Origin of the sequence: Pseudarthrobacter naphthalenicus (assembly GCF_029076445.1) — a bacterium.
GTDB classification, from domain to species: Bacteria; Actinomycetota; Actinomycetes; order Actinomycetales; family Micrococcaceae; genus Arthrobacter; species Arthrobacter naphthalenicus.
In genome coordinates this window covers 88,415-110,290 of the sequence record NZ_JARESG010000006.1, presented here as the reverse complement: position 1 = coordinate 110,290, position 21,876 = coordinate 88,415, and the positions used below count along the sequence as shown (strand labels likewise).

At 67.3% G+C, this 21,876-nt stretch carries 21 protein-coding genes; 5 read left to right on the top strand and 16 right to left on the bottom strand.

The annotated features are described in order from the left end of the window. Position 1 precedes the first annotated feature (1 nt). The 14 genes from PY310_RS08020 to dacB form a co-directional block, all read right to left on the bottom strand. Complete coding sequence (locus tag PY310_RS08020; protein ID WP_275213860.1) at positions 2 to 892, bottom strand: Rossmann-like and DUF2520 domain-containing protein; 891 nt, start codon at positions 890 to 892, stop codon at positions 2 to 4. Then, the gene (locus PY310_RS08015) at positions 885 to 2,432 is read right to left on the bottom strand and encodes a PH domain-containing protein (RefSeq protein ID WP_275213859.1); all 1,548 of its coding nucleotides are present in this window, start codon (positions 2,430 to 2,432) and stop codon (positions 885 to 887) included. Before PY310_RS08015 ends, PY310_RS08020 begins: the two co-directional genes overlap by 8 nt. Beyond that, complete coding sequence (locus PY310_RS08010) at positions 2,429 to 2,941, bottom strand: PH domain-containing protein (RefSeq protein ID WP_275213857.1); 513 nt, start codon at positions 2,939 to 2,941, stop codon at positions 2,429 to 2,431. Before PY310_RS08010 ends, PY310_RS08015 begins: the two co-directional genes overlap by 4 nt. Then, the gene (locus tag PY310_RS08005) at positions 2,922 to 3,452 is read right to left on the bottom strand and encodes a DUF3180 domain-containing protein (protein ID WP_275213856.1); all 531 of its coding nucleotides are present in this window, start codon (positions 3,450 to 3,452) and stop codon (positions 2,922 to 2,924) included. The genes PY310_RS08010 and PY310_RS08005 overlap by 20 nt, the downstream gene beginning before the upstream one ends. Positions 3,453 to 3,454: 2 nt before the next feature. Further along, positions 3,455 to 3,991: a 2-amino-4-hydroxy-6-hydroxymethyldihydropteridine diphosphokinase gene (folK, locus tag PY310_RS08000; RefSeq protein ID WP_275213855.1), complete on the bottom strand. Its 537-nt coding sequence runs from the start codon at positions 3,989 to 3,991 to the stop codon at positions 3,455 to 3,457. Continuing rightward, positions 3,988 to 4,347 carry a dihydroneopterin aldolase gene (gene folB / locus PY310_RS07995; protein ID WP_275213854.1) on the bottom strand — a complete coding sequence of 120 codons (360 nt, stop codon included), beginning with the start codon at positions 4,345 to 4,347 and terminating at the stop codon, positions 3,988 to 3,990. Before folB ends, folK begins: the two co-directional genes overlap by 4 nt. Positions 4,348 to 4,361: 14 nt before the next feature. After that, complete coding sequence (gene folP, locus PY310_RS07990; RefSeq protein WP_275213853.1) at positions 4,362 to 5,282, bottom strand: dihydropteroate synthase; 921 nt, start codon at positions 5,280 to 5,282, stop codon at positions 4,362 to 4,364. Positions 5,283 to 5,292: 10 nt separating this feature from the next. Next, positions 5,293 to 5,937, bottom strand: a complete 645-nt coding sequence (gene folE, locus PY310_RS07985) for a GTP cyclohydrolase I FolE (protein ID WP_275213852.1) — start codon at positions 5,935 to 5,937, stop codon at positions 5,293 to 5,295. A 10-nt stretch (positions 5,938 to 5,947) separates the two neighbouring features. Then, positions 5,948 to 8,014 carry an ATP-dependent zinc metalloprotease FtsH gene (gene ftsH, locus PY310_RS07980; RefSeq protein ID WP_275213851.1) on the bottom strand — a complete coding sequence of 689 codons (2,067 nt, stop codon included), beginning with the start codon at positions 8,012 to 8,014 and terminating at the stop codon, positions 5,948 to 5,950. Positions 8,015 to 8,196: 182 nt separating this feature from the next. Continuing rightward, positions 8,197 to 8,847 carry a LacI family DNA-binding transcriptional regulator gene (locus PY310_RS07975; protein WP_342755737.1) on the bottom strand — a complete coding sequence of 217 codons (651 nt, stop codon included), beginning with the start codon at positions 8,845 to 8,847 and terminating at the stop codon, positions 8,197 to 8,199. Between the two features lie 94 nt (positions 8,848 to 8,941). Then, positions 8,942 to 9,493 (bottom strand): hypoxanthine phosphoribosyltransferase, encoded by a 552-nt coding sequence (gene hpt, locus PY310_RS07970; RefSeq protein ID WP_255769214.1) that lies wholly within the window; start codon positions 9,491 to 9,493, stop codon positions 8,942 to 8,944. Between the two features lie 30 nt (positions 9,494 to 9,523). Then, a complete protein-coding gene (tilS, locus tag PY310_RS07965) occupies positions 9,524 to 10,585 on the bottom strand; it encodes a tRNA lysidine(34) synthetase TilS (RefSeq protein ID WP_275213848.1) in 1,062 nt (353 codons plus the stop codon). Positions 10,586 to 10,717: 132 nt separating this feature from the next. Then, the gene (locus PY310_RS07960) at positions 10,718 to 11,851 is read right to left on the bottom strand and encodes a zinc-dependent metalloprotease (RefSeq protein WP_275213847.1); all 1,134 of its coding nucleotides are present in this window, start codon (positions 11,849 to 11,851) and stop codon (positions 10,718 to 10,720) included. A 181-nt stretch (positions 11,852 to 12,032) separates the two neighbouring features. Beyond that, on the bottom strand, positions 12,033 to 13,547 hold the full coding sequence (gene dacB, locus PY310_RS07955; RefSeq protein WP_275213846.1) for a D-alanyl-D-alanine carboxypeptidase/D-alanyl-D-alanine endopeptidase: 1,515 nt from the start codon (positions 13,545 to 13,547) through the stop codon (positions 12,033 to 12,035). A gap of 153 nt (positions 13,548 to 13,700) precedes the next feature. Here dacB and PY310_RS07950 point away from each other — a divergent pair, with 153 nt between their 5' ends. From PY310_RS07950 to PY310_RS07940, 3 genes are all read left to right on the top strand, one after another. Next, positions 13,701 to 14,189 carry an inorganic diphosphatase gene (locus PY310_RS07950; protein WP_024818962.1) on the top strand — a complete coding sequence of 163 codons (489 nt, stop codon included), beginning with the start codon at positions 13,701 to 13,703 and terminating at the stop codon, positions 14,187 to 14,189. Positions 14,190 to 14,411: 222 nt separating this feature from the next. Then, entirely contained in the window at positions 14,412 to 15,677 is a 1,266-nt protein-coding gene (locus PY310_RS07945) for a carboxylesterase family protein (RefSeq protein WP_419095458.1), read from the top strand. Beyond that, positions 15,674 to 16,492, top strand: a complete 819-nt coding sequence (locus tag PY310_RS07940) for a DUF429 domain-containing protein (protein ID WP_275213842.1) — start codon at positions 15,674 to 15,676, stop codon at positions 16,490 to 16,492. Before PY310_RS07945 ends, PY310_RS07940 begins: the two co-directional genes overlap by 4 nt. 22 nt (positions 16,493 to 16,514) lie before the next feature. Here the strand turns inward: PY310_RS07940 and PY310_RS07935 are convergent, their stop codons facing one another. Beyond that, positions 16,515 to 18,938 carry a phosphoketolase family protein gene (locus PY310_RS07935; protein ID WP_419095457.1) on the bottom strand — a complete coding sequence of 808 codons (2,424 nt, stop codon included), beginning with the start codon at positions 18,936 to 18,938 and terminating at the stop codon, positions 16,515 to 16,517. A gap of 156 nt (positions 18,939 to 19,094) precedes the next feature. Here PY310_RS07935 and PY310_RS07930 point away from each other — a divergent pair, with 156 nt between their 5' ends. Further along, positions 19,095 to 19,694 (top strand): hypothetical protein, encoded by a 600-nt coding sequence (locus PY310_RS07930; protein ID WP_275213841.1) that lies wholly within the window; start codon positions 19,095 to 19,097, stop codon positions 19,692 to 19,694. A gap of 28 nt (positions 19,695 to 19,722) precedes the next feature. On the opposite strand, the gene PY310_RS07925 is transcribed toward PY310_RS07930, so the two are convergent. After that, the gene (locus PY310_RS07925) at positions 19,723 to 20,574 is read right to left on the bottom strand and encodes an HAD family hydrolase (RefSeq protein ID WP_275213839.1); all 852 of its coding nucleotides are present in this window, start codon (positions 20,572 to 20,574) and stop codon (positions 19,723 to 19,725) included. A 237-nt stretch (positions 20,575 to 20,811) separates the two neighbouring features. On the opposite strand from PY310_RS07925, the gene PY310_RS07920 reads away from it, so the two are divergent. Then, positions 20,812 to 21,834 (top strand): type IV toxin-antitoxin system AbiEi family antitoxin domain-containing protein, encoded by a 1,023-nt coding sequence (locus PY310_RS07920; RefSeq protein WP_275213838.1) that lies wholly within the window; start codon positions 20,812 to 20,814, stop codon positions 21,832 to 21,834. Positions 21,835 to 21,876 lie beyond the last annotated feature (42 nt).

The following is a 21,876-nucleotide window of genomic DNA, read 5'->3' as shown; positions in this document are numbered from 1 at the left end:
GTTATTCTCCTTCTTCCAGGGCCGATCGGATGGCCCCCAGTTGATCCGGTTTAAGTAGGCCGCGGGTTTCCGCCCGCCGCGCGGTGGCACGGGCCATGGCGAGGTAGGCCTCAAGGACATCGCCGTGGGTCCCGGCGTCGTACTCGCGCAGCGCCTCGGCGTGAGCCGCCACGGTGCCCACATCGCCGCGTGCCACCGGCCCTGTCAGGGCTGCCTCGCCGGAGGCCAGCGCATTTTCGAGCGTTGCCCGCAAGAGGGGCCCGAGCATCCGGTCCGGGGCGTCCACCCCCACATCCCGGAGCAGTTGGGAGGCCTGCGCCACGAGGGTGACAAGATGGTTCGAACCGTGGGCAAGGGCTGTGTGATACAGCGTCCGGTCCGCCTCGGCAATGGCAACTGGCTCGGCGCCCATCTCCACCACCAGGGCCTGCGCGATGGGCAGCATGGCGGCGTCCGCCGTCACCCCGAAGGTGCAGTCGAGCAGGCGGGTCAGGTCCAGGCTCATGCCCGTGAATGTCATGGCGGGGTGCAGGGCCAGCGGGATCGCGCCGGCGGCCCTGACGGGGCGGAGCACACCCACGCCGAATCTGCCCGACGTATGTGCCACCAACTGTCCGGGCTGCCAGGCCCCCAGTTTGGCGAGACCGTCCACCAGGCCGGCCAGGGCGTCATCCGGCACGGCCAGGAGCACCAGTTCGGCGCGTTCCACAATCTCCTGGATTTCCAGCACCGGGACGCCGGGGAGCAGGGCTTCGGCCCGGTCACGGCTGGCCTCGGATACTGCGGAAACCCCGACGACGGCGTGTTCGGCAGCGCGGAGGGCGGCACCGAGTACCGCACCGACTTTCCCGGCGCTGATGATTCCGACGCCAAGGCGCCCCGGTTTAGCCACGGTTGGTGCTCTCCTGTTGGTTGGTGGTGCCGTGTTGGTTGGTGGTGCCGTTCGCCGGCGGTTCCCCCGCGGCAGGTCCACGTGCCGGTGACGGGGCAACCTGCGCCAGCCATTGTTCGCTGGTCTGCCGTTTGCGGGCCAGCCGTGCGCGGGCGGACTGTTCGTCAAAAAGGGTACGCGCCTCGTCCAGGCCGGCCTGCCTCAGACGCGGTGACACCGGCCCGGCAGTGGTGTGGAGGATCAGGTCCGCCAGGCGGAACTGGCGGGCGAGGGGTCCCTGGTGCATGGCCATGGACTGGGTGCGCTGGTGCGGGACCAGCACCAGTTCCCGCCACCACCGGCCCGAGCGGATCAGCAGCGCGGTGTCGGTGGAGGCGAAGCCGTTGCGGCGCCAGCCCAGGGGCGCGAGGAACCGGCCGCGGCGCGGTGTGGTGACAAATCCGCCGTCGGAATCGAGTCCGCCAAGCCCCCCCGCGAAAATGCGTCCGGGCTCCGGCGTCCCCGGGTCCGGCAGGACCAGTGCGAGCATGCTCATCACCTCGGGAAGCTTGCCGACGGGCAGGAGCGTGGTCCGGGACGCCGGCTCGCCGTTGCTGCCCGGCGCGCCGTAGCCGGCAACGTTGACCTGGATCCGGTACCAGCCGAAGATGCGCCACAGCGGGGACTGGACCACCTTCAGCGCCTGGATCCTGCCGGGCGGCAGCGTCTGCGCCTGCGTGTCCAGGAGTCCGTAGCGGAGCCGGATCCCGTCCGGGGAGATCGCCGCTGTGAAGTTGTAGCCCTTGTTGAAGGAGCCCCAGTAGCTGGCGGTCAGGCCCAGCGCCGCCGGGATCAGGTAGAAGTAGAAGCTCCGGTTGTCCGTTACGGCGGAGAGGATGACGGACGCGACGCCGCCCAGCACCACACCGACGCTCTGCTCGCTGAGGAGCAGCGAACCCAGAAGGCGCGACGGCGGCACGGACAGTACCGGAAATTCCGGTGCCTCGGGTGGGGCCTCCTGCGGCCGGGCGGGGTCGGGAACCACACCGGCGGCACGTGCCAGGATGGTGGCGCGGAGCTGCCGGGCGTCGTCCATCCGCAGGTAGGCGAGCCTGACGGCGGATTCCCCGGCGTCGGCGACCTCGAACTTGAGTTCCGCCAGGCCAAAAATCCGTGCCAGCAGCGGCTGGACGATGTCGATGGCCTGGACGCGGTCAAGCCGGGCCTGGCGCTGCTGGCGAAAGAGGAAGCCGGAATTGATCCTGACGTAGCCCCCGGAGACCTGGTATTTGGTGAAGTACCAGGTGAGGATGAAGCCCAGGACGGTCAGCACCAGCATGATCCCGCCGCCGGCTACCAGCAAAGGCGCACGGCCTGCGAAATCGTCGTCAATGAGGGGCCGGCCCTGCAACAGCCGTTCGAAGATGTCCCGCCCAAAGAAGAAGCCGATGGCCGCCAGCGCCACCCAGCCACGAACGAACGGCGAGGCCGGATGCACCCGCAGCCACTCGCCGTCGGACGCTGCCTCCGGCACTCCCCGTTCCGGAAGGTCAGCGGTCACAGCCCTGCCAGCCTGGCTTCGCCCCGGGCGGCGAGCTGTTCACGCAGGCGCGCCCCCTCACCGGCGGGCAGGCCGGGGATGGTGGCGTTCGTGCCGGGCGAGGCGGTGTGGAGTTTCAGCGTGCACAGCCCCAGCCCGCGCTCGACCGGACCCACCCCGATGTCCACGTACTGCATCCGGCCGTAGGGAACCGCCAGGGTGCGCTGGAAGAAAATCCCGCGGCGGATCAGCAGGTCATCGTCCCGTTCGGCGTAGCCGATGGCACGCACCTGGCGCGGAATCAGCACCAGCCGCCAAGCGGCCAAAACCAGGGCGGCCGCCGGCACCAGGATGGCCAGCCATAGCGGCGGCCAGCGCCACCAGCCCAGGAGTACGAAGACCAGGGGCAGGCTCAGCACAATCACCGCGAGCAGATTGCCGGCGGCCCATTCCACCAGCCGCACGGTGACGTATTTTGGTGACACCCGCTGCCAGGAGATGCCCGCCGGATCAATCGCCTCGGTAGGCATACTCACCCTCCCCCGCGGCTTCCCCGCGGACCCCGTGGCCGGGCTTTCCGTCACCGGCCGCGTCCGTGTCTTCGGGCGGGATCCGGCAGAACCGTTCCACCAGCAGGCCCACGACGATCATCACCAGGCCCCCGCCGGCCACGGCAATGGCCACCCACGTGATGCCCTGGTCGCTGCGGAGGTTCCAGATTCGCAGTTGGTCCAGGAAGATTCCCACGTGCCACCCCAGCAGGACAGTGCCTGCATAGGCACAAGCCTGGGCGAGTACCAGGGTCCGGGCAGCGAGGATGGGGTCGAGTGCCTTCTTCCGTTTCGTGCTGTTGCGCCAGCGAAGCACCCGGATGCCAAGGATCAGCGTGATCACCACGATGACGGCCATGGTGGCAAGGGCTGTCACCGGAAGCACGGGCGTGGCCAGGCTGTAGCGCGTGGTCACCACGGTGGCTGACCAGCCGACGACGGTCAGGGCCACGCCGATCAGAAGGAGCCGACCGGGGCTGATGGGTTTCATTGCTATTCCACCGCCCCGGCCGTGGGAACACCGTTGTAGTCGCCGAAGCCGTCGAACGGCACGATGTCGGCGAAGTCTGCCGCCCGCGCAGCAAGGTCGCCGATCCGTTCGCCGCCCAGGGTTGCCGCCGGTTCGATCAGGGACCAGGGGTAAAGGACAAAGGCGCGCTCCGCAGCACGGGGATGCGGCAGGGTCAGGTCCGGATCATCACGGGTGACGTCACCGTAGGTGATGATGTCGACGTCGAGCGTGCGGGGTCCCCAGCGCACGTCGCGGACGCGGAGGTGCTTGTTCTCCACCGCCTGGCAATGCTCCAGCAGGGCTTCCGGGGACAGCATGGTTTCCACGGTCATCACCATGTTCAGGAAGTCGGGCTGCCCGGCCGGGCCACCCACCGGTTTGGTCTGCACCACCGGGGAGACGGCCAGCAGGCGCACCTCCGGAGGATCCACCAGATCCGCCACCGCCCCGGATAGGGTGTCGTTTCGTTCGCCCAGGTTACTGCCGAGGGCCAGGACCGCCCTCGTGTACGCCGTCATGGTCTCTCCCGGTGCACGCTGACGGCCACATCGCCGAACGGCACCTCGATGGGGGCCTGGGGCTTATGGACAGTAATGTCCACGGCCCTGATGCTGAACCGGCCCAGCAGGTCATCGGCGATTCTCACGGCCAAGGCCTCGATCAGGTTCAAGGGCTCCCCCGTGATCCAGTCCCTGATCCGCTCAGCCACCTCGCCGTAATGCGCAGTGTCCCGGACGTCGTCGGATTCCGCGGCTTTGGCGAAGTCCAGGTGCAGGACGGCGTCCACCACAAAGGGCTGGCCCTCGCGGCGTTCAAAATCAAAGACGCCGTGATGGCCGACGGCGGTGACACCGCTCAGCGTAATCCTGTCCATGGGGTCCCCCGGCCCTAGTGAGTGGTGCGGGCAGCCGCCACGCGCGAAGCGACCTTTACAGCGTCAAGGCTGGGCCCGACGTCGTGCACGCGGACGGCCCAGGCGCCGCGGAAGGCGCTGATGGCCGTAATGGCCGCGGTGGCGGCATCACGCTCCTCCGGGGCGGCGGACTTGCCGGCCACCGTCAGCAGGGTGCCCAGGAAGCGTTTGCGGGATGCAGCCACCAGGACCCGGTGCCCCAGGCTGTCCAGCTGGTCCAGGTTCTGCAGGAGCTCCCAGTTCTGGGCATCGTTCTTGGCGAAGCCCAGGCCCGGATCAACAATGATCTGGTCCGGGCTGACCCCGGCCGCGAGGAGCTTGTCCCGCACGCCGGCCAGTTCCGACACCACTTCGCCGGCAACGTCCTTGTACTCGGCCAGCGAATTCATGGTGCGGGCATCGCCACGGCGGTGTGTCAGGACGTAGGGCGCTTTGGACGAGGCCACCAGCTCTGCCATTTCCGGCTCCATGGTGAGGCCCGAGACATCGTTGATGATGGCGGCTCCGGCCTTCAGCGCGGCCGCAGCCGTGGACGTGTGCGTGGTGTCGATGGAGACCAGCGCACCCGCCTTGACCAGGGCCTCGATGACGGGGACCACCCTGCGCTGTTCTTCCTCCGGGCTGACATCCAGGGCGCCGGGGCGGGTCGATTCGCCGCCAACGTCGATGATGTCCGCGCCGGCATAAAACATCCGCAGGCCGGCGGCGATGGCGGTGTCCGCCGTGAAGTGCTTGCCGCCGTCGCTAAAGGAGTCAGGGGTGACGTTCAGGATGCCCATGACCAGGGTGCGGCCGGTGGGCAGGTCTGCGAATTTCGCGGCCGGGCGCGGTTTGCGCAGCATGGGCAGCGGGGACGTTGCGGGCCCGGTTCCCGGGGCTGCAGCTAATGAGTCCATGGTTTGTTACTTACCTTCCGAGGATGAGGCTCATGGCCTCGGCACGGGTGGCCGGGTCATGAAGCTGCCCGCGTACCGCGCTGGTGACGGTCTTCGCGCCGGGCTTGCGGACACCGCGCATGGACATGCACATGTGCTCGCATTCAACAACAACAATCGCGCCACGCGGCTTGAGGTGGGTGACCATTGCTTCAACGATCTGGGTGGTGAGCCGTTCCTGCACCTGCGGGCGCCGGGCGTAGATGTCCACGAGCCGCGCCAGCTTGCTCAGGCCGGTTACCTTGCCGTCATGCGAGGGAATGTAGCCCACGTGGGCCACACCGTGGAACGGCACCAGGTGGTGCTCACACGTGGAATAGAACGGGATGTCCTTGACCAGGACCAGTTCCTCGTGGTCCAGGTCAAAAGTGGTGGACAGGACGTCAGCCGGGTCGTGGTGCAGGCCGGCGAACACCTCCGCATAGGCTTTGGCCACCCGTTTGGGAGTGTCCTGGAGCCCGCCCCGGTCCGGGTCCTCGCCGATGGCGAGCAGGATTTCGCGGACCGCGGCTTCAATCCGGGGCCGGTCCACCTTGTCGTGCTTTTTATGGTGGGATCCGTCCTCCGCCGGAAGTCCGGCGGAGGAGAGGTCGTCGTCGTCGTCGAAGTCATTCACAGAAGAAAGCTTAGCCGCGCAGGGCGTCAGGACCCGAGTCGGGGATGCCGCCCTGGAAAGGAGCATCCTCCGGAACACCCTGCGGGTGCGGGGGCTGGGCGTCCAACGGTTCGTCGAGGCGGGCCTTCTTGGCCTCCTCCTGGGCTTCGCGCTCCGCCTTTTCCTGCCGCGATTCCACCGGGCCGGCCTGCTGGACCGGCCGGGTTTCCTTGGACAGCCAGACTTCGCGGAAGTCACGCTTGCGGATGTCGCGGAAGATGTCAGCGATCTCGGCCTGGTTGAGGGTTTCCCGTTCCAGGAGTTCGAGGGCCAGGAAGTCCAGCACGTCGCGGTTCTCGGTAAGGATGGCGTACGCCTCGTCATGGGCCTGATCGATCAGGCGGCGCACTTCCTCATCCACCACGTAGGCGATCTGGTCGGAGTAGTTCCGCTCGTGGCCGGCGTCGCGGCCCAGGAAGGGCTCGCCGCCGCCCTGGCCCAGGCGCACCGCACCCACCCGTTCGCTCATGCCGTATTCGGTGACCATCTTGCGGGCCGTGGCCGTGGCCTTCTCGATGTCGTTGGAGGCGCCGGTGGAGGGGTCGTGGAAGACGATCTCCTCCGCGACGCGCCCGCCCATGGCGTAGGCCATCTGGTCCAGCAGTTCGTTGCGGGTCACGGAGTACTTGTCGTTATCCGGCACCACCATGGTGTAGCCCAGGGCACGGCCGCGGGGCAGGATGGTGATCTTGGTGACCGGCGCCGAGTTGCGCAGGGCAGCAGCCACCAGGGCGTGGCCGCCTTCGTGGTACGCGGTGATTTTGCGCTCGTGTTCCTTCATGACGCGGCTGCGCTTCTGCGGGCCGGCCATGACACGGTCAATGGCCTCGTCCAGGGCGCGGTCGTCAATGAGGTTGGCGTTGGAGCGGGCCGTCAGCAGGGCGGCCTCGTTGAGAACGTTGGCCAGGTCAGCGCCGGTGTAGCCCGGAGTCTTCTTGGCCACGCTCTTGAGGTCAACACCGGGCGCCATCGGCTTGCCCTTGGCGTGGACCTGCAGGATCTGGTCACGGCCGATCAGGTCCGGCGCCTCAACCGTGATCTGCCGGTCGAAGCGGCCGGGGCGGAGCAGTGCGGGGTCAAGGACGTCCGGCCGGTTGGTGGCCGCGATCAGGATGACGTTGGTCTTGACGTCGAAGCCGTCCATCTCCACCAGCAACTGGTTGAGGGTCTGCTCGCGTTCGTCGTTGCCGCCGCCGATGCCGGCGCCGCGGTGACGGCCGACGGCGTCGATCTCGTCCACGAAGATGATGGCGGGTGAGTTGGCCTTGGCCTGCTCAAAAAGGTCGCGGACACGGGACGCGCCCACGCCGACGAACATTTCCACGAAGTCGGAGCCGGAGATGGAGAAAAACGGCACGCCGGCCTCGCCGGCGACGGCGCGGGCGAGAAGGGTCTTACCGGTTCCGGGCGGGCCGTACAGGAGCACGCCCTTGGGGATTTTGGCGCCCACGGCCTGGAATTTGGCGGGCTCCTGCAGGAACTCCTTGATTTCCTGGAGTTCCTCGACTGCCTCGTCGGCTCCGGCAACGTCATTGAAGGTCACCTGGGGCATGTCCTTGTTGACCATCTTGGCCTTGGACTTGCCGAACTGCATGATCTTCGAGCCGCCGCCCTGCATGCGGGTCATCAGGAACCAGAAGAGCGCACCGAGGAGGATGACAGGAATCAGCAGGGAGAGCAGGCCGGAGAACCAGTTGCTTTCGATCGGCTGGTCGGTGTAGCCGTTCGCGGGCTTGGCGTCGGTGACGGCCTTGACGACGTCGGCCGCGCGGGCATCGACGTAGAAGAACTGGACGCTCTTGCCCTTGTCCTGACCGTCGATGTTCAGGCTGTCCTTAAGGACCAGGTCAACACGGTTTTCGCCGTCGAAAATCTTTGCCTGCTCAACCTTGCCGTTCGCGGCGAGGAGCCCAAGGCCCTTGTCGGTGTCGATCCGTGCTGCGCCGCCGGGAGCCAGCGTTGCAAAGGCCACGAGGAGCATGGCGATCACAACAACGATCCAGATGCCCGGGCCCTTGAAGAAACTCTTAGCTTTCATCTGTTCGGGGGCTGGCCCCGTCCCTCCTGGTAGTGCTGCACGGCGAGTGGTCTACGCGCGTGTGGTGCTGCATCAGCTACTAGCTATACACCGTCCGGAGTAAATCACGCACGATGCCGCCTAAAAGTTCCCTCTGGGCGTAGCAGCCGCATCCGGCGCGGCCCCGATCCGCGGGCTTCCCGCTACTGGGCGGGCACTTCCGGTGGACCGGCGGCGGGATTAGGCCGGCCAGGTTGGGGAGGGAGGTTAGCGTCCGCGGCTTCCTCGATGGCGTCGATGAGGATCCCGGCCGCGCGGGCAGCGCGGGCGGCCTGTTCACCCCGTTCGGCTGATTGGTCGACGGCGGCCGGGGCGCCGTCGACGTGATCTGGCTTTTCCACGGGCGTGCTGCTGCCGCTGTCAACGGTGACCACCGGCACCACAGGAACAGGGCCGAAGTCAGGGAGTTGATGGGGCCGGGGGTGCCGGGGCGCATAGAGGATTCCGTCCACCCCGCGCCTTAGGAGGGACCCGACGTCGGCCTCCCTGGCCCCGAGGGTCTCCGACGTGGACGTGGTGATCACCAGCAGATGGTAACCACGGGCGCGGGCTGCCCGGTCGGCGCCGAGAATAAGCTGACCGGCCCGAGGATTGTCCCCGGCGTCCTCGATGATCAGTCCCAGCAACGCGGTCCGGCTGGTCCGCAGCGCACGGGCCACACTGTTTGGCCCGTAGCCCAGCCGGGCGGCCACGGCCCTGACCCGGTCCCGGGTTTCCGGGCTGATCCGGGCCGAGGGAACTTCGTTCAGGACGTGCGAAACCGTGGTCGGCGAGACGCCGGCGGCCACGGCCACGTCCCTGATGCCGATGTTCCTGCCGCCTTTGTTGTTGCCGGTGTTGTTGCCACCGCTGTTGTTGCCACCGCTGTTGTTGCCGGCGGAAGAGTGTTTACTCGTAGACGTGCGGGGCGAGGGTGCCCACGAAGTCCAGGTTGCGGTACTTTTCTGCGTAGTCCAGGCCGTAGCCCACCACGAACTCGTTGGGGATGTCGTAGCCGACGTACTTGACGTCGATTTCCACCTTGGCGGCCGTCGGCTTGCGGAAGGCCGTGCAGATTTCCACGGACGCGGTGCCGCGGGATTCGAGGTTGGTCTTGAGCCAGGAGAGCGTCAGGCCGGAGTCGATGATGTCTTCGACGATCAGGACGTCCTTGCCCATCAGGTCCGTGTCTAGGTCCTTGAGGATGCGGACCACGCCGGAGGACTGGGTGCCTGAGCCGTAGGAGGAGACTGCCATCCAGTCCATCGAGACGTGGCTGTGGAGCGCGCGGGCGAGGTCGGCCATGACCATCACGGCACCCTTGAGAACGCCGACAACGAGGATTTCACGGCCTTCGTAGTCCTTGTCGATTTCGGCAGCGAGCTCGGTGATCCGCTGCTGGATCTGTTCCTTGGTGTAGAGAACGTGTTTGAGGTCTGCCTGGACGTCGTTTGAATCCACCAATGGCTCCTGTGTAGATGCGGGGTGCGACTATTTTTGGGGCGGTTTTTGAGGCCGGAATACAAGCTTCCCACAGCGCGCCGCTTCGCGGGGAACGGAAGTGCCGCCGTCGGGGTCCTCCGCAGTGCGGTGCGGCTGGCCGGCGGCGTCCAGCTCAGCCAGCGACAACCGGTACACGCCCACCGCCCCGGGGAGCTCCACGGGACCGGCCGAACCCTGCCGGCGCAGCAGTGCTTCCGCCGCCAGAAGGCGCTGATAGCTGGGTTGCTGGCCCCCGACGTCGGCCGCTGCCTTGGCGATGACCCGGAACCTGATGGCGGGGGAAAGTTCGCCGAGGGCGGCCTCGGGAAGGCTGATTTCCTGGCCGGATCGCTGCGCCAAATCCACGTATGTGCGTTCCGCCACGTCCTCGAGGTAATCGGCGTCCAGCTGCAGGATCGACGCCGTCCGGGCAAGGGACTCCGCCACACCCGGTCCGAGCTTTTCCTCCAGGAGCGGGAGCACTTCCACCCGGGTACGGGAGCGGGCGAAGGCGGGATCGGAATTGCTGGGATCGTGCCAGGGCTCCAGCTCCTCGACGCGGCAGATCTCCAGGGTGTCCTCGCGCCGGAGGCCCAGGAAAGGCCGGAGCAGCAGGCCCCGGGCGGGCCGCATTCCGGCCAGCGAACGGGTGCCGGAACCGCGGGCCAGGCCCAGGAGGACCTGCTCAGCCTGATCGTCCAAGGTGTGTCCGAGCAGGATCGCGGCTGCGCCCTGTTCGCGTGCTGCTTCGTCCAGGGCGGTGTGCCGGGCGTCCCGGGCTGCCGCCTCCGGACCCATGCCCGTGGACGCCACATCAACGGTCCGGACCTCAACCGGGGCAAGCCCGAGTTCCTTGAGCGCCTGGGCCGTGGTTGCAGCCACCTGCGCCGAGCCTTCCTGCAGCTGATGGTCCACCACCACGGCGCCCACCGTCAGCGGATGCCCGTCGACGTGGCCGCGGCGGCCAAAGTAGGCTGCCACGGCGGCGAGCGCCAGCGAGTCCGGGCCGCCACTGCAGGCCACCAGCACATGCGCCGGATAGCCGGCCTCGGCCAGGGCGTTCTGAAGCATTTTGCGCGCTTTGCCGACGACGGGCGCGAGCCTGCCGGGCCGCCGTCGTCCGCTTGCGCGCGGCACTCTGACGTCGTCGGCCAGCGGACCCGGCGTGTGCGGCGGACCCGGCGGGTGGGGGGAATCCGGCACCTAGAGGCCCATCCGGTCCACCCACAGCTTGGGTTCGTGGATTTCGGGTTCTGTGGGGAGGTTGTCCGCGGATTCCCAGACCCGGTTGAACCCCTCCATCCCGGCGACGTCCACCACCGCCCGGACAAACTTGGCGCCGTCGGAGTACTGGCGCATCTTGGCGTCAAGGCCCAACAGGCTGCGGATGAACTTCTCCAAAACGCCGCGGTCCTTGCCCCGGTCGGTGAAGCGCTGGCGGATGGTCTTGACGGACGGGACAATGCTGGCGTCCACGGCGTCCATCACCACGTTGGCGTGGCCCTCCAACAGACTCATCACGGCCGTCAGGTGCGAGAGGGATGCCTTCTCCTCGGGGTTCTGCAGCAGGTCCAGGATGGCGCCGCGGCCGGGGGTGTTGCCCGTGGCGCTGCGGTCTTTGAGCGAGCGGGCCGCAGCTGAGGCGCGTTCCATCAGGGAATCCACGTTGCCCAGCAGGTGGCCGCTGAGGTTGTCGATCTCGGAAAGCATGTGGTGGCGGAGCCAGGGAGCGGCGGCGAACTGCACCCGGTGGGTCTGCTCATGGAGGCACACCCAGAGCCGGAAATCCTCCGGGGTGACGTTCAGTTCCCGCTCCACGGAAACGATGTTGGGGGCCACCAGCAGCAGCCGGCCGCCCGCCGGCGCCTTGGAACCCTCGGCGAGGGCCGCGAAAGGATCGTACTGGCCCAGGACCTTGCTCGACAGGAATGCCAGGACGGCGCCGAGCTGGCTTCCGGTGATGGCGCCGCTGACGCTGGCCGCGGCGGGGCTGACGGTCCCGCGCCGGCTTTCGAGCATCTTTTCCATGGCGGGCTTGAGCATCACGGCGAAACTCTGGGTGTTGGCTTTGGCCCAGTTGGCGCGGTCCACCACCAGGACGGTGGAGTCCCGGAGGTCGCGGGCGGCTTCGAGTCCGGTGATCTCGTGGACGTGCGGGACCGACGCGTCCGCCAGGCTGCGGAGGCTGTCCACGGCATCGTTGATTTCCGCCGTGCCGAGCGTTGGCCCCGCGGAAGCCAGCCGCGACGCAGTGGATGCGGCCAGGTCCCAATTGATCATGGCCTGGGCCGGGCTGGATGATGCCGGTGCTGACGAATCACGCGCAGTGGACTCCATGTCCCCATCACATCACAGCCGACGCCGGATGGTCCTTAAGTTCGCTGACCGGCGAACGCCCCAGGCCACTGCCACGATCCGGCGGGGCCGGACCGCTTATGCGGGGCCGGACCGCTTATACGGGTCCGCGCCGCTTTTAGGGCACGCCCCGCCGGTGCCTGCAGGACCGCTGTCCCCTGGCTTACCGGCAGCCGCAGGCCGCGAGTGCCGCCGCGGCCCTGTCCACGGCGTCGCGGTTGCCGGCGGCGCCGGGGGCCAGCCCGTTGCCGATGAAGGAGAAGACCAGGAGCCGCCCGTCAGCGTCCACCACGTAGCCACTGAGCGCAATGACCGTGTTCAACGTCCCGGTCTTGGCGCGCACCAGGCCGGCACCGCGGGACGTTGCGGCACCCTCGTAGCGGGCGTCCAGGGTTCCGGTCAGTCCCGCCACCGGGAAGCCGTCCAAGGCCTCCCGCAGGCGCTGATCCGTCCCGTCAGTGATGGCACGCACCACCTCGGCCAACTGGCGGGCTGAAACCTGGTTTCCGATAGCCAGTCCGGACACATCAGCGAACCTCATGGTTGGGGTGTCGATGCCCAGTTCGGCCAGTTGGGCCTGGACCGCAGCCGTTGCGCCGTCGTTGCTCGCGGGGCGTCCGGTGGCTGCGGCGGCCATCCGCCCCAGCACCTCGGCCAGGTAGTTATCAGAGGTCTGCAGCATCAAGTCCACCTGCTCGCCAACCGTGGCGGACTGCACTTCTGCCAACACCGCACTGCCTGCCGTTCCTGCTTCGGCAGGGGTGGAACGCCCGACGCCGGCCGCTACCGTGAGTCCCGCAGCGGCGCCCGCCGCCTTGAGCTGCCCTGCGAACGCCTCCGCAGCGGTCACCGCGGAGTCCTGCGGGCGGGGGCCCGTGGTCACGGCGGGGTTGTAGCGTGCCGAGTTCAGTGCGAGCGGGTACAGCGGCGCCACCTCACCGGCGGCGACGTCCCCGTCCGCCCAGGCGGGGTTGAGGGCGGGCCCGCTGAAGAGCGAATCGTCCACCAGAACCGTCAGCTCCCCGGTTGTTCCCTGGGCTTGGAGGGCGGCCACGGTGGCGGCGGCCAGCGTGCCCAGCCCGGCGTGGCCCATCACCCGGTCCGGCGCAGACCCGCCTGGGTTGAGGAGCACGTCGCCTCCACCGGTGAGCACCACCTGGTTGGCGGTGGTGCCAGCCAGGACCCGGGTGCTGAAGCGATGGTCCGGCCCCAATGAGCGCAGGGCGGCCGCCGCGGTGAAAAGTTTCATGTTGGAGGCGGGGACACGGTTCTCCGAACCGCCACGGTCATAAAGGACATTCCCGGTGAGCGCATCCTGGACAAACCCCGTAAAGCTGCCGTCGCCGTCGGGCTTTAACAGGGTATCCAGCTGCGCCGTGACGGCCGAAGGCAAGGGCACGGGCGCGCTGTCCAGGAGCGGCGTCAGGCCCTGCCGGGCGGAGAGGGTGGCAGGGGGCTGCTGCCAGACCGGCACGGAGGGGGCGGCCGCCGGCGGTAACGGGGGGATGAAGCCGGGCACAACCACCAGGGCAGCAGGTACAGCGAGCGCCAGCAGTAGGGCCAGCAGCCCGGCAAGGGGCCAAGCCCGCCGCACAATGGTTCCGGCGCGGGCCAGCAGGGAAGGCGAAACGTCCTTACGGGCGGTTTTTGACCCGGCAGGGGGCGATGTTTCCTTCATGCTGCTGCTGGTCCTCAAGTCCTGAAATTTCCCCGCAAGTTCCTGAAACCTGGGCCTCTCGCTATATCCTCAATAATAGTCGGCGGCACCGACACTCCTTTTCTGGTTCGTCTCCTGTGCCGCGAACCCCCTGCAATTGCCGAGGAGCATTCCATGAAGCATGACGTGACCATCGAGATCCCCAAGGGATCACGAGTCAAGTACGAAGTTGACCACGAGACCGGCCGGGTCCGCCTGGACCGCGTCCTCTTCACCTCCATGCAGTACCCCACGCACTACGGATTCTTCGAGAACACGCTGGGCGAAGATGGCGACCCGCTGGACGCACTGGTGCTCCTGCAGGACTTCGATCTGCACCCGGGCGTCATCGTTGAGTCCCGCCCCATCGGCGTGTTCAACATGACGGACGACGGCGGCGGCGACGCCAAGGTCCTGTGCGTGCCGGTGGATGCCCGCTTTGACCACATCCAGGAAGTCAGCGACGTCAGCGAATTCCTGATCAAGGAAATCGAGCACTTCTTCACCCGCTACAAGGACCTGGAGCCGGGCAAGTGGGTCAAGGCTGAGGGCTGGGGCGACCGCGCCGCCGCCGAGGCCGAGCTGGAAGCTTCCATCAAGCGTTACGTGCCCGCCGCGCACTAATCCCCCTGGGCCGGTCGCGTGGTGCGGCCTGCTCGAAAAATCCCCGTCTCCCGGACAAATCCCCGCGTCATGCGAGGGGGAAAAGTCCGGGCGGCGGGGATTTTCTGTTGCCCCACCACAGTTAATCTGTGGAATCGTTGACCTGTGAGTTCCGAGCTTTCCTTTAATTCCCCCTCTTTTGACCCCCCGTGCGGGCCCACCACCGGTTGGCGGGATGGTGAGGTGCTACGCGCCACCGGGATCCCGTACGCCACCGCCGGCCGTTTTCAGCCTCCTGTGGCTGCGCCCGACTGGACCGCCCCCTTCGCCGCGACCAGCCTCGCGCCCGCCTGCCCCCAGGGTCCTGTCCCCTTCCTCGACGACGTCCTGGGAACCCGCTACGGCGAGCTTCCCGGCAGCGAGGACTGCCAGCGCCTGTCCATCACCATCCCGTCCGGGCTGGCCGACGGCGAGCGGGTCCCGGTCATGGTGTGGCTCCACGGCGGCTCCTATACGTCCGGCTCCGGGGACCTGGCGATCTTTGATGCTTCCTCACTCGTGGCGGAGAACCGCGTCATCGTGGTCTCGGTGACCTACCGGCTGGGCCTGTTCGGATACCTGGCCACGGGAACCGGCAGGCCCGCCAACCTTGGCCTGCTGGACCAGTTGGAGGCGTTCCGCTGGGTGCAGCGCAACATCGCAGCCTTCGGCGGGGATCCGCGCCGCGTCACGGCCTTCGGCCAGTCAGCCGGCGGCGACTCCGTGGCCCACCTGATGGCCACGCCGGAAGCACCGTCACTGTTCCAGCGGGCCATCATCCAGAGCGCTCCCCTGGGCATCACCCGTGGCCGGCACAAGATGAGCCGGGCAATGGGAATCGCCGCCGAAGCCGTCACCGAGGACACCCCGGCAATGGACGTGGTGGCCATCGAGGACCATGTTTCCCAGGTTTCCCGGAAATACGGGCTGATTGCCGCCATGCCGTTCGGCACGCAGTACGGGCATGCTCCGCTGCCGCCGGAAGCCGACATCGAGGACGCCTGGAATGCCACCGCGCCGGGCATCGAGGTGCTGATCGGGCACACGTCCGACGAGGCCAGGCTGTTCATGCCGCGGAGCCGGTTCGCCGCCGGGCTGGGCAAGGTCCCCCTCGTGGGTACGGCCGCCGTCCGGACCATCAACTGGGCTGTTACCGAGGCGGTGTACGGCAGGGCCGCCCGGAAGTTTGCGCGCCGTCATGCCCGCGCCGGCGGCAAGGCCCACAGCTATGTGCTGTCCTGGGGCGCGCCCGGAAACTTCTACCGAGCCGCCCACACCGTTGACCTTCCGCTGCTGTTCGGGAACCGGCAGACCTGGGCCGCCGCAGGACTCCTTACAGGCGCCAGCTGGGACGAAATCGACGCCGTAGGCCGCGACGTGCGCCGGCTGTGGGCTTCCTTCGCCCGGGGTGACAGCCTCGGCAGGGCAGGCAGCATCCCCGGGGCCCTCGAATACCACGCCGCCGCATGAGGACACTCGGCGTCGATCTGGCGGCGTCGACCAAAAAGACGGCCGCCGCTGTTCTGGACTGGTCCGCTGGCACGGCCCGTCTGGAGTACCTTGCCCTCGACGTGGGCGACCGGGAAATCGTGGAACTGTTCGGGGCCGGTTCAATGACGGGCATCGACTGCCCCGTTGGCTGGCCGGACGCATTCCTGCCGTTCCTCGCCGGACACCTGAACTTTGATGGGCCTCCGGTCCTGGGGCACGACGGCATCGAGGGGCGCCGGCTGCTGGCCTACCGGGACACGGACCGCTTCGTCACCGCGCACACCGGGCTGATCCCGCTCAGCGTCTCCGCCGACCGGCTCGCCCATCCGGCCATGCGGTGCGCCGTGCTGCAGGCCAAGATCGCAGCCGGGCACGGGCCGCAGGCCAGGGACGGCTCGGGCCGGCTGGCGGAGGTCTATCCCGCCGCTTCCCTGAAGGTCTGGGGTCTCCTGGCCCGTGGATACAAGGGCCGGGGCGCGCCCGAGGCGGATCGTCTTGGTGCGCTCCTGGCAGACCTGTGCGAGGCGGCACCATGGCTGGACCTTGCCGGTAACGAGGACAGGCTGGCCGCCTCCGATGACCTCTTCGATGCGGTCATGGCCTCGTTGACGGCCCGTGCCGTTGCCGTAGGCCAGACCCTCCGTCCGCCGGTTTCCCACGCGGCAGCGGCTCTGACCGAAGGCTGGATTCATGTCCCGTCCGGTGCGCTTACCGGACTCGCGGCCCCGGCCCCGGGTCCCGCAGGAGCAACGCGGGGTCACTCCTGGTCCGAAAACCCTGATAATCGGTCGTAAAGTGACCCCGCGTTGCTTGGAGTCAGGCGTTCAAAGTCCAGGTGCGGATATCTTCCAGGTCCTCGCCTTCGGTCCTGGTGTGCTCCCGCGCCTGCATCCTGCGGTCCTGGAGGCGCTGGCGCAGCAACGAATGCTTCTCCGCCATGCCCGGCACCCGGTCGATCGCGTCGATGGCCAGCTGGAAGCGGTCGATGCCGTTAAGCATGGCCATATCGAAAGGCGTGGTGGTGGTGCCCTCTTCGTTATAGCCCCGAACGTGCAGGCCCTCCTGGTTGGTGCGGCGGTACGCCAGCCGGTGAATCAGCGCCGGGTAGCCGTGGTACGCGAAAATGACGGGCTTGTCCGGGGTGAAGATTCCGTCAAAGTCGCGCGAGCTCAGGCCGTGCGGGTGCTCGCTCGCGTCCTGGAGCCGCATCAGGTCCACCACGTTGACCACGCGGACCTTCAGTCCGGGGGCGCCTTTCTTCAACAGTTCCGCTGCGGCCACGGTCTCGACAGTTGGCACGTCGCCGGCGCAGCCGAGCACAACGTCCGGTTCCTCCCCCGGAACCTCGGACCCTGCAAACTCCCAGATGCCCAGCCCCCGCCGGCAGTGGTCCGCAGCGTCCGCCGGACCCAGCCACGTGGGTGACGGCTGTTTGCCACTGACCACGATGTTCACGTAATCCGTCGATGCGAGGCAGTGCTCCATGACCGAGAGCAGGGTGTTCACATCCGGCGGCAGGTAAACGCGGATGACCTCGGCTTTTTTGTTTACCGCATGATCGATGAACCCGGGGTCCTGGTGTGAAAACCCGTTGTGGTCCTGCTGCCACACATGCGAGGAGAGGAGGTAGTTCAGCGAAGGAACAGGCTGGCGCCACGAAAGCTTCCGGTGAACCTTGAGCCATTTGGCGTGCTGGTTGAACATCGAATCCACGATGTGGATGAAGGCCTCATAGCAGCTGAACACGCCGTGCCTGCCGGTCAGGAGATACCCCTCCAGCCAGCCCTGGCAGAGATGCTCGCTCAGCACCTCCAGAACCCGGCCGGACCGCGCGAGGTGCTCATCGACGTCGTCAATCCGGTACTGCCAGACCTTGTCCGTCACCTCGTAGACATCCTGGAGCCGGTTGGACGCCGTCTCATCCGGTCCAAAGAGGCGGAAGGTCTCCATATTCAGCGAGATGACGTCGCGCATCCACGAGCCGAGCCTAATCATCGGGCTGATGCGTTCGGTGCCCGGCCGGGCGACCCCGACGGCGTGGGCCGAGTAGGCGGGCAGCTTCAGCGCTTTGCGCAGCAGTCCGCCGTTCGCGTGCGGGGTGGCGCTCATCCGGAGGTTCCCGGACGGCGCATTCGTGGCGACGTCGGGCCGGAGTCTCCCGTCGGCGTCGAACAGTTCCTCCGGCCGGTAGGACTGCAGCCACTCCTCCAGCTGCTTCAGGTGTCCGCCGTTGGTGCGGACTTCGGACAGCGGGACCTGGTGCGCCCGCCACGTGCCTTCAACCTGTTTCCCGTCCACCGTCCTCGGCCCGGTCCACCCCTTGGGTGAGCGCAGGACGATCATCGGCCAGCGGTGCCCGCCCTCCCCGGGCTCGTTCGCGGATGCATCCCGCCGGTGGGCGTCCTGAATGGCCTCGATGTCCGCGAGGCAGCGGTCCAGGACAGCGGCAAAGTCCTGGTGCGCCTGGCCGGTGTTGCCGGGATCCGCCACCGTGACGAAGTACGGCTCGTGGCCGTAGCCGCGGAGCAGCTGTTCCAGCTGTCCCTCCGGCATGCGGGCCAGAATGGTGGGATTGGCGATCTTGTAGCCATTCAGGTGCAGGATGGGCAGCACGGCCCCGTCGTGGACGGGATCCAGGAAATTGTGCGAGTGCCAGCTTGCCGCGAGCGGTCCGGTTTCCGCTTCCCCGTCGCCAATCACGACGGCGGTGATCAGCCGGGGATTGTCGAAGACAGACCCGTAGGCGTGGGCCAGGGCATACCCCAGTTCGCCGCCCTCGCTGATGGACCCGGGGGTTTCCGGCGCGGCGTGGCTGGGGATGCCGCCGGGGTAGGAGAACTGGCGGAAGAGCTCCGCGAGGCCTGCCTCGTCCTGCCCCACAGCACCATAAATTTCGGAGTAGGTCCCCTCAAGCCAGGCGTTGGCCACCACGGCCGGCCCGCCGTGGCCTGGCCCGGCCACGAACAGCATCTCCCGGGAGTCCCTGCGAATGACGCGGTTCAGGTGCGCGTACACGAAATTCAGCCCCGGCGTGGTTCCCCAGTGCCCCAGCAACCGGGACTTGGTGTGGCCCGCGGCAAGGGGTTCCCGGAGCAGCGGATTGGACCGGAGATAGATCTGCCCCACAGAGAGATAATTCGCGGCACGCCACCAGCGGTCCACAGTCTCCAGGTCGTCCGGCGTCACGTCGCCCTGCGTGAATTCGTCCTGCATCAAGTCGTCTTGCGGGCTGCCAGTCATGACCGTCCTCACGTCGCTGCGCGCCGCCCGGAGCGGCCGTCCCTCCATCGCAACATTTTCGGCGCGGCTGCACAACCCCGGGCCCACCCTGACCTGCTGCGGGACCCTGCGTTCACTTGCCCTCGGCATGCTACCTGCGGGTAGTCTGTTTTTCACATGTTCACGTTGACCATCAACCAAACCGATAGCCGGCGCGACGGCGACCGCGTTCCTCAGCTGCTGAAGGACCTGCGGCATATTCCTGCGCGCCTTGATTTTGACCGTTCGGTGGAAGATGAAGTCCAGGGCATCGTGGAGTCACCGCATCAGGCGGTGGAAGCTGCACTGATCGCACTGCGCTGTGGCTCCTGGTATGTCGGCCTGGGCGTGGGACCGGTCAACGAACCGCTGCCCAACCAGATCAAGGACGCGTCCGGCCATGGCCTCGTCTACGCCCGCCGCGCCGTGGACAGGCTTCGCAACGCCAAGGAACGCATCCCGGTGGCCGTGGAGGGTCCGCTCGCCGACGTTGCCCATGAAGCCGAATCGGTCCTGAGGCTGCTCGGCCACATCGTCCGGGACCGTTCCGGGGCGGAGTGGCGGGTCCTTGACCTGATGACTCCCGGGGTCCGCGGGCAGCAAAAAGCCGTGGCCCAGGAACTGGGGATCACCACGCAGGCCGTCAGCAAGGCCGTCGCCAGGGCTCAGTGGACCGAAGAACACGCCGCCCGGCCGGCGGCCGCCCGGCTCCTGTCACTCATCCTCGAGGTGCGCTGACCGCAGGCTGCCCCGGGAAAAGTACCTCCTACCGAAGGAGGCTGAGCAGCACGTGGGCGGCGCCGTCGTCGAACACTGAAGCTGTGACCTCGTCAGCGGCCGCAATGACCTCGTCCGGCGCCTGTCCCATGGCCACCCCGCGACCGGCCCAGCCCAGCATTTCAATGTCGTTCCGGCCGTCGCCAATCGCCACGGTAAGGTGCGGCTCAGTCCCCAAATGGCCGCGGAGTCTTTCCAGCGCACTGGCCTTGGTGACGCCGGCGGCGGCAATGTCCAGCCACGCGGTCCAGCCGACAGAGTAGGTGACGCCGGCCAGGCCGATCTGCTGGATGGTTTCGGAGAACTCCTCCGGCGTGTTCTCGGTGCTGAACACCACCAGGCGGACGGCAGTGGCTTCCAGCAGCGTACGGAAGTCCACGGGGACCGATTCAACGCCGAAGCTGGCGTCATGGAAGCGCTCGGTGGCGAGGAAGTTCCCATCCTCGTCTTCCAGCGCGTACTTAGCAGTGGGCAGGCGGTCGCTGAGGGCGCGCAGAGCGGGGGCCGGATCGAACGTGGACTTGTGGATGATTTCGTAGCCGTCGGCCAGCTCCGGATCCAGCCGCAAAGTCACGCCACCATTGCAGCAGACGGCGTAACCGGTGCTGATGCCGATCTGCTCGATGATGGGCAGGGTGGCGGTCAGGGACCGCCCGGTGGCAATCAGCACGTCGTGGCCGGCAGCCACGACGGCCTGGGCTGCTTCACGGACCGGGGCGGACATGTGGCCATCATGGTCCACCAGGGTGCCGTCCACGTCCAGGGCCACCATGAACTTGTTGTCGGTTGCGTTCCGCTGGTCATCGATGCCAGCGACTGTGGATTCAGTCAAAATAGTCATCCATCAAGTAGACCAGACACCCCCGAAACCGGCTAGGACGCAGGCCACAGCCCCCGGTGAACACGTGGTTAATACTCACGGGGCCGTGGCGTTTCTTGGCCCACCGTTCCCCGCTGAACGGTCAAATCCCCGCGGGCCACCGAGGGGAAAAGACCGTTCCCGGGGGAATTGCCGGAGTTATCCACATCCGGGCATACGTGGCTGGCGGCGCCCCGGCAGGCGGCAAAGTATGGAACCATGAACTCCCCTCCCCCTGCCCTTATCCTGGCCAGTCGCAGGCGTGCCCTTACCGGAAGCAGCCGCAGCTTAAGCCGGGCCTACAGCAAGGGGGAGCTGGTCCGTGTCAGGGCGGGCGCCTACTACAACAAGCCCGCGTGGCTCTCCCTCAAGGCCTGGGAACGCTATTCCGTCACGGTGGCCGCTGTGGCCGCCACCGACCCGTCGGCCACCTTCTGCTACCTGACCGCTCTGCGGATCTGGCACCTGCCGAGCCCGCGGGTTCCCGACCACGTCCATTTGCTCACACCATCGCCGCACAAGGCCGGAAAGCATCCCCCCACCACAACGGCCGCGCAGGATCCGAAGACGGGCTCCTCCGGGCTCGAAGCAGCAAGAGGGTACGGGGTCTCCCGTCATCACTGGCAGGCAAGCGTGGTGCGGCACAGAGGTTTCGGTGTCACTTCCTTAGTGCAGACCGTCCTTGACTGCATCGTTCGGATGGAGCTTCCCGAGGCAACAGCGGTGGCTGACCACGTGCTCGGAGGCCGCTGCGCTGAAGGCGAACGGCTCACCCGGAACCAGATTGAGGAGGCATCCGGCTTTTTCGCGTCGGCTGCTAAGCGCCGTCGTGTCCTTGAAGTACTGGCATTTGCCGACGAAGCTGCAGAAAGCGCCGGAGAATCCCGGAGCCGCGCGCTCATCCATGTCTTAGGCTTCCCGGCCCCGGTACTCCAACAGGCCTTTTACGACAGCCAAGGATTCATTGGGCGCACGGACTTCTTCTGGCCTGAGTTCGGTGTGATTGGCGAGTTCGACGGCGACGCAAAGTATCTCGACGACGACCTCCTTGGGGACCGCACGGCTCGCGAAACCGTGCTGGCCGAAAAGAAGCGCGAGGACAGGCTTCGTGCCCTGGGCTATACGGTGGCCCGCTGGGACTGGAAATCCGTCAAGAAGCCGGACCTCCTGGGACAGAAGCTCGCAGCGGCCGGCCTTCCGCGCAGAAATCCCCGCCGGGTGGACCAAACCCCCTGGCGTTAGCCGGGGAATGGACCATCAGACGGGGAATTCTGCGGGAAGCGG

Excerpts from the sequence above, each read along its gene's own strand:
- PY310_RS07960 (WP_275213847.1), bottom strand. The coding sequence starts at position 11,851 with ATGGAGTCCACTGCGCGTGATTCGTCAGCACCGGCATCATCCAGCCCG.
- PY310_RS08010 (WP_275213857.1), bottom strand. The coding sequence starts at position 2,941 with ATGCCTACCGAGGCGATTGATCCGGCGGGCATCTCCTGGCAGCGGGTG.
- folP (WP_275213853.1), bottom strand. The coding sequence starts at position 5,282 with ATGGACTCATTAGCTGCAGCCCCGGGAACCGGGCCCGCAACGTCCCCG.
- dacB (WP_275213846.1), bottom strand. The coding sequence starts at position 13,547 with ATGAAGGAAACATCGCCCCCTGCCGGGTCAAAAACCGCCCGTAAGGAC.
- PY310_RS07920 (WP_275213838.1), top strand. The coding sequence starts at position 20,812 with ATGAACTCCCCTCCCCCTGCCCTTATCCTGGCCAGTCGCAGGCGTGCC.
- PY310_RS07925 (WP_275213839.1), bottom strand. The coding sequence starts at position 20,574 with ATGACTATTTTGACTGAATCCACAGTCGCTGGCATCGATGACCAGCGG.
- tilS (WP_275213848.1), bottom strand. The coding sequence starts at position 10,585 with ATGCTTCAGAACGCCCTGGCCGAGGCCGGCTATCCGGCGCATGTGCTG.
- PY310_RS07950 (WP_024818962.1), top strand. The coding sequence starts at position 13,701 with ATGAAGCATGACGTGACCATCGAGATCCCCAAGGGATCACGAGTCAAG.
- PY310_RS07930 (WP_275213841.1), top strand. The coding sequence starts at position 19,095 with ATGTTCACGTTGACCATCAACCAAACCGATAGCCGGCGCGACGGCGAC.
- folB (WP_275213854.1), bottom strand. The coding sequence starts at position 4,347 with ATGGACAGGATTACGCTGAGCGGTGTCACCGCCGTCGGCCATCACGGC.
- ftsH (WP_275213851.1), bottom strand. The coding sequence starts at position 8,014 with ATGAAAGCTAAGAGTTTCTTCAAGGGCCCGGGCATCTGGATCGTTGTT.
- folK (WP_275213855.1), bottom strand. The coding sequence starts at position 3,991 with ATGACGGCGTACACGAGGGCGGTCCTGGCCCTCGGCAGTAACCTGGGC.
- PY310_RS07935 (WP_419095457.1), bottom strand. The coding sequence starts at position 18,938 with ATGACTGGCAGCCCGCAAGACGACTTGATGCAGGACGAATTCACGCAG.
- PY310_RS07940 (WP_275213842.1), top strand. The coding sequence starts at position 15,674 with ATGAGGACACTCGGCGTCGATCTGGCGGCGTCGACCAAAAAGACGGCC.
- PY310_RS08005 (WP_275213856.1), bottom strand. The coding sequence starts at position 3,452 with ATGAAACCCATCAGCCCCGGTCGGCTCCTTCTGATCGGCGTGGCCCTG.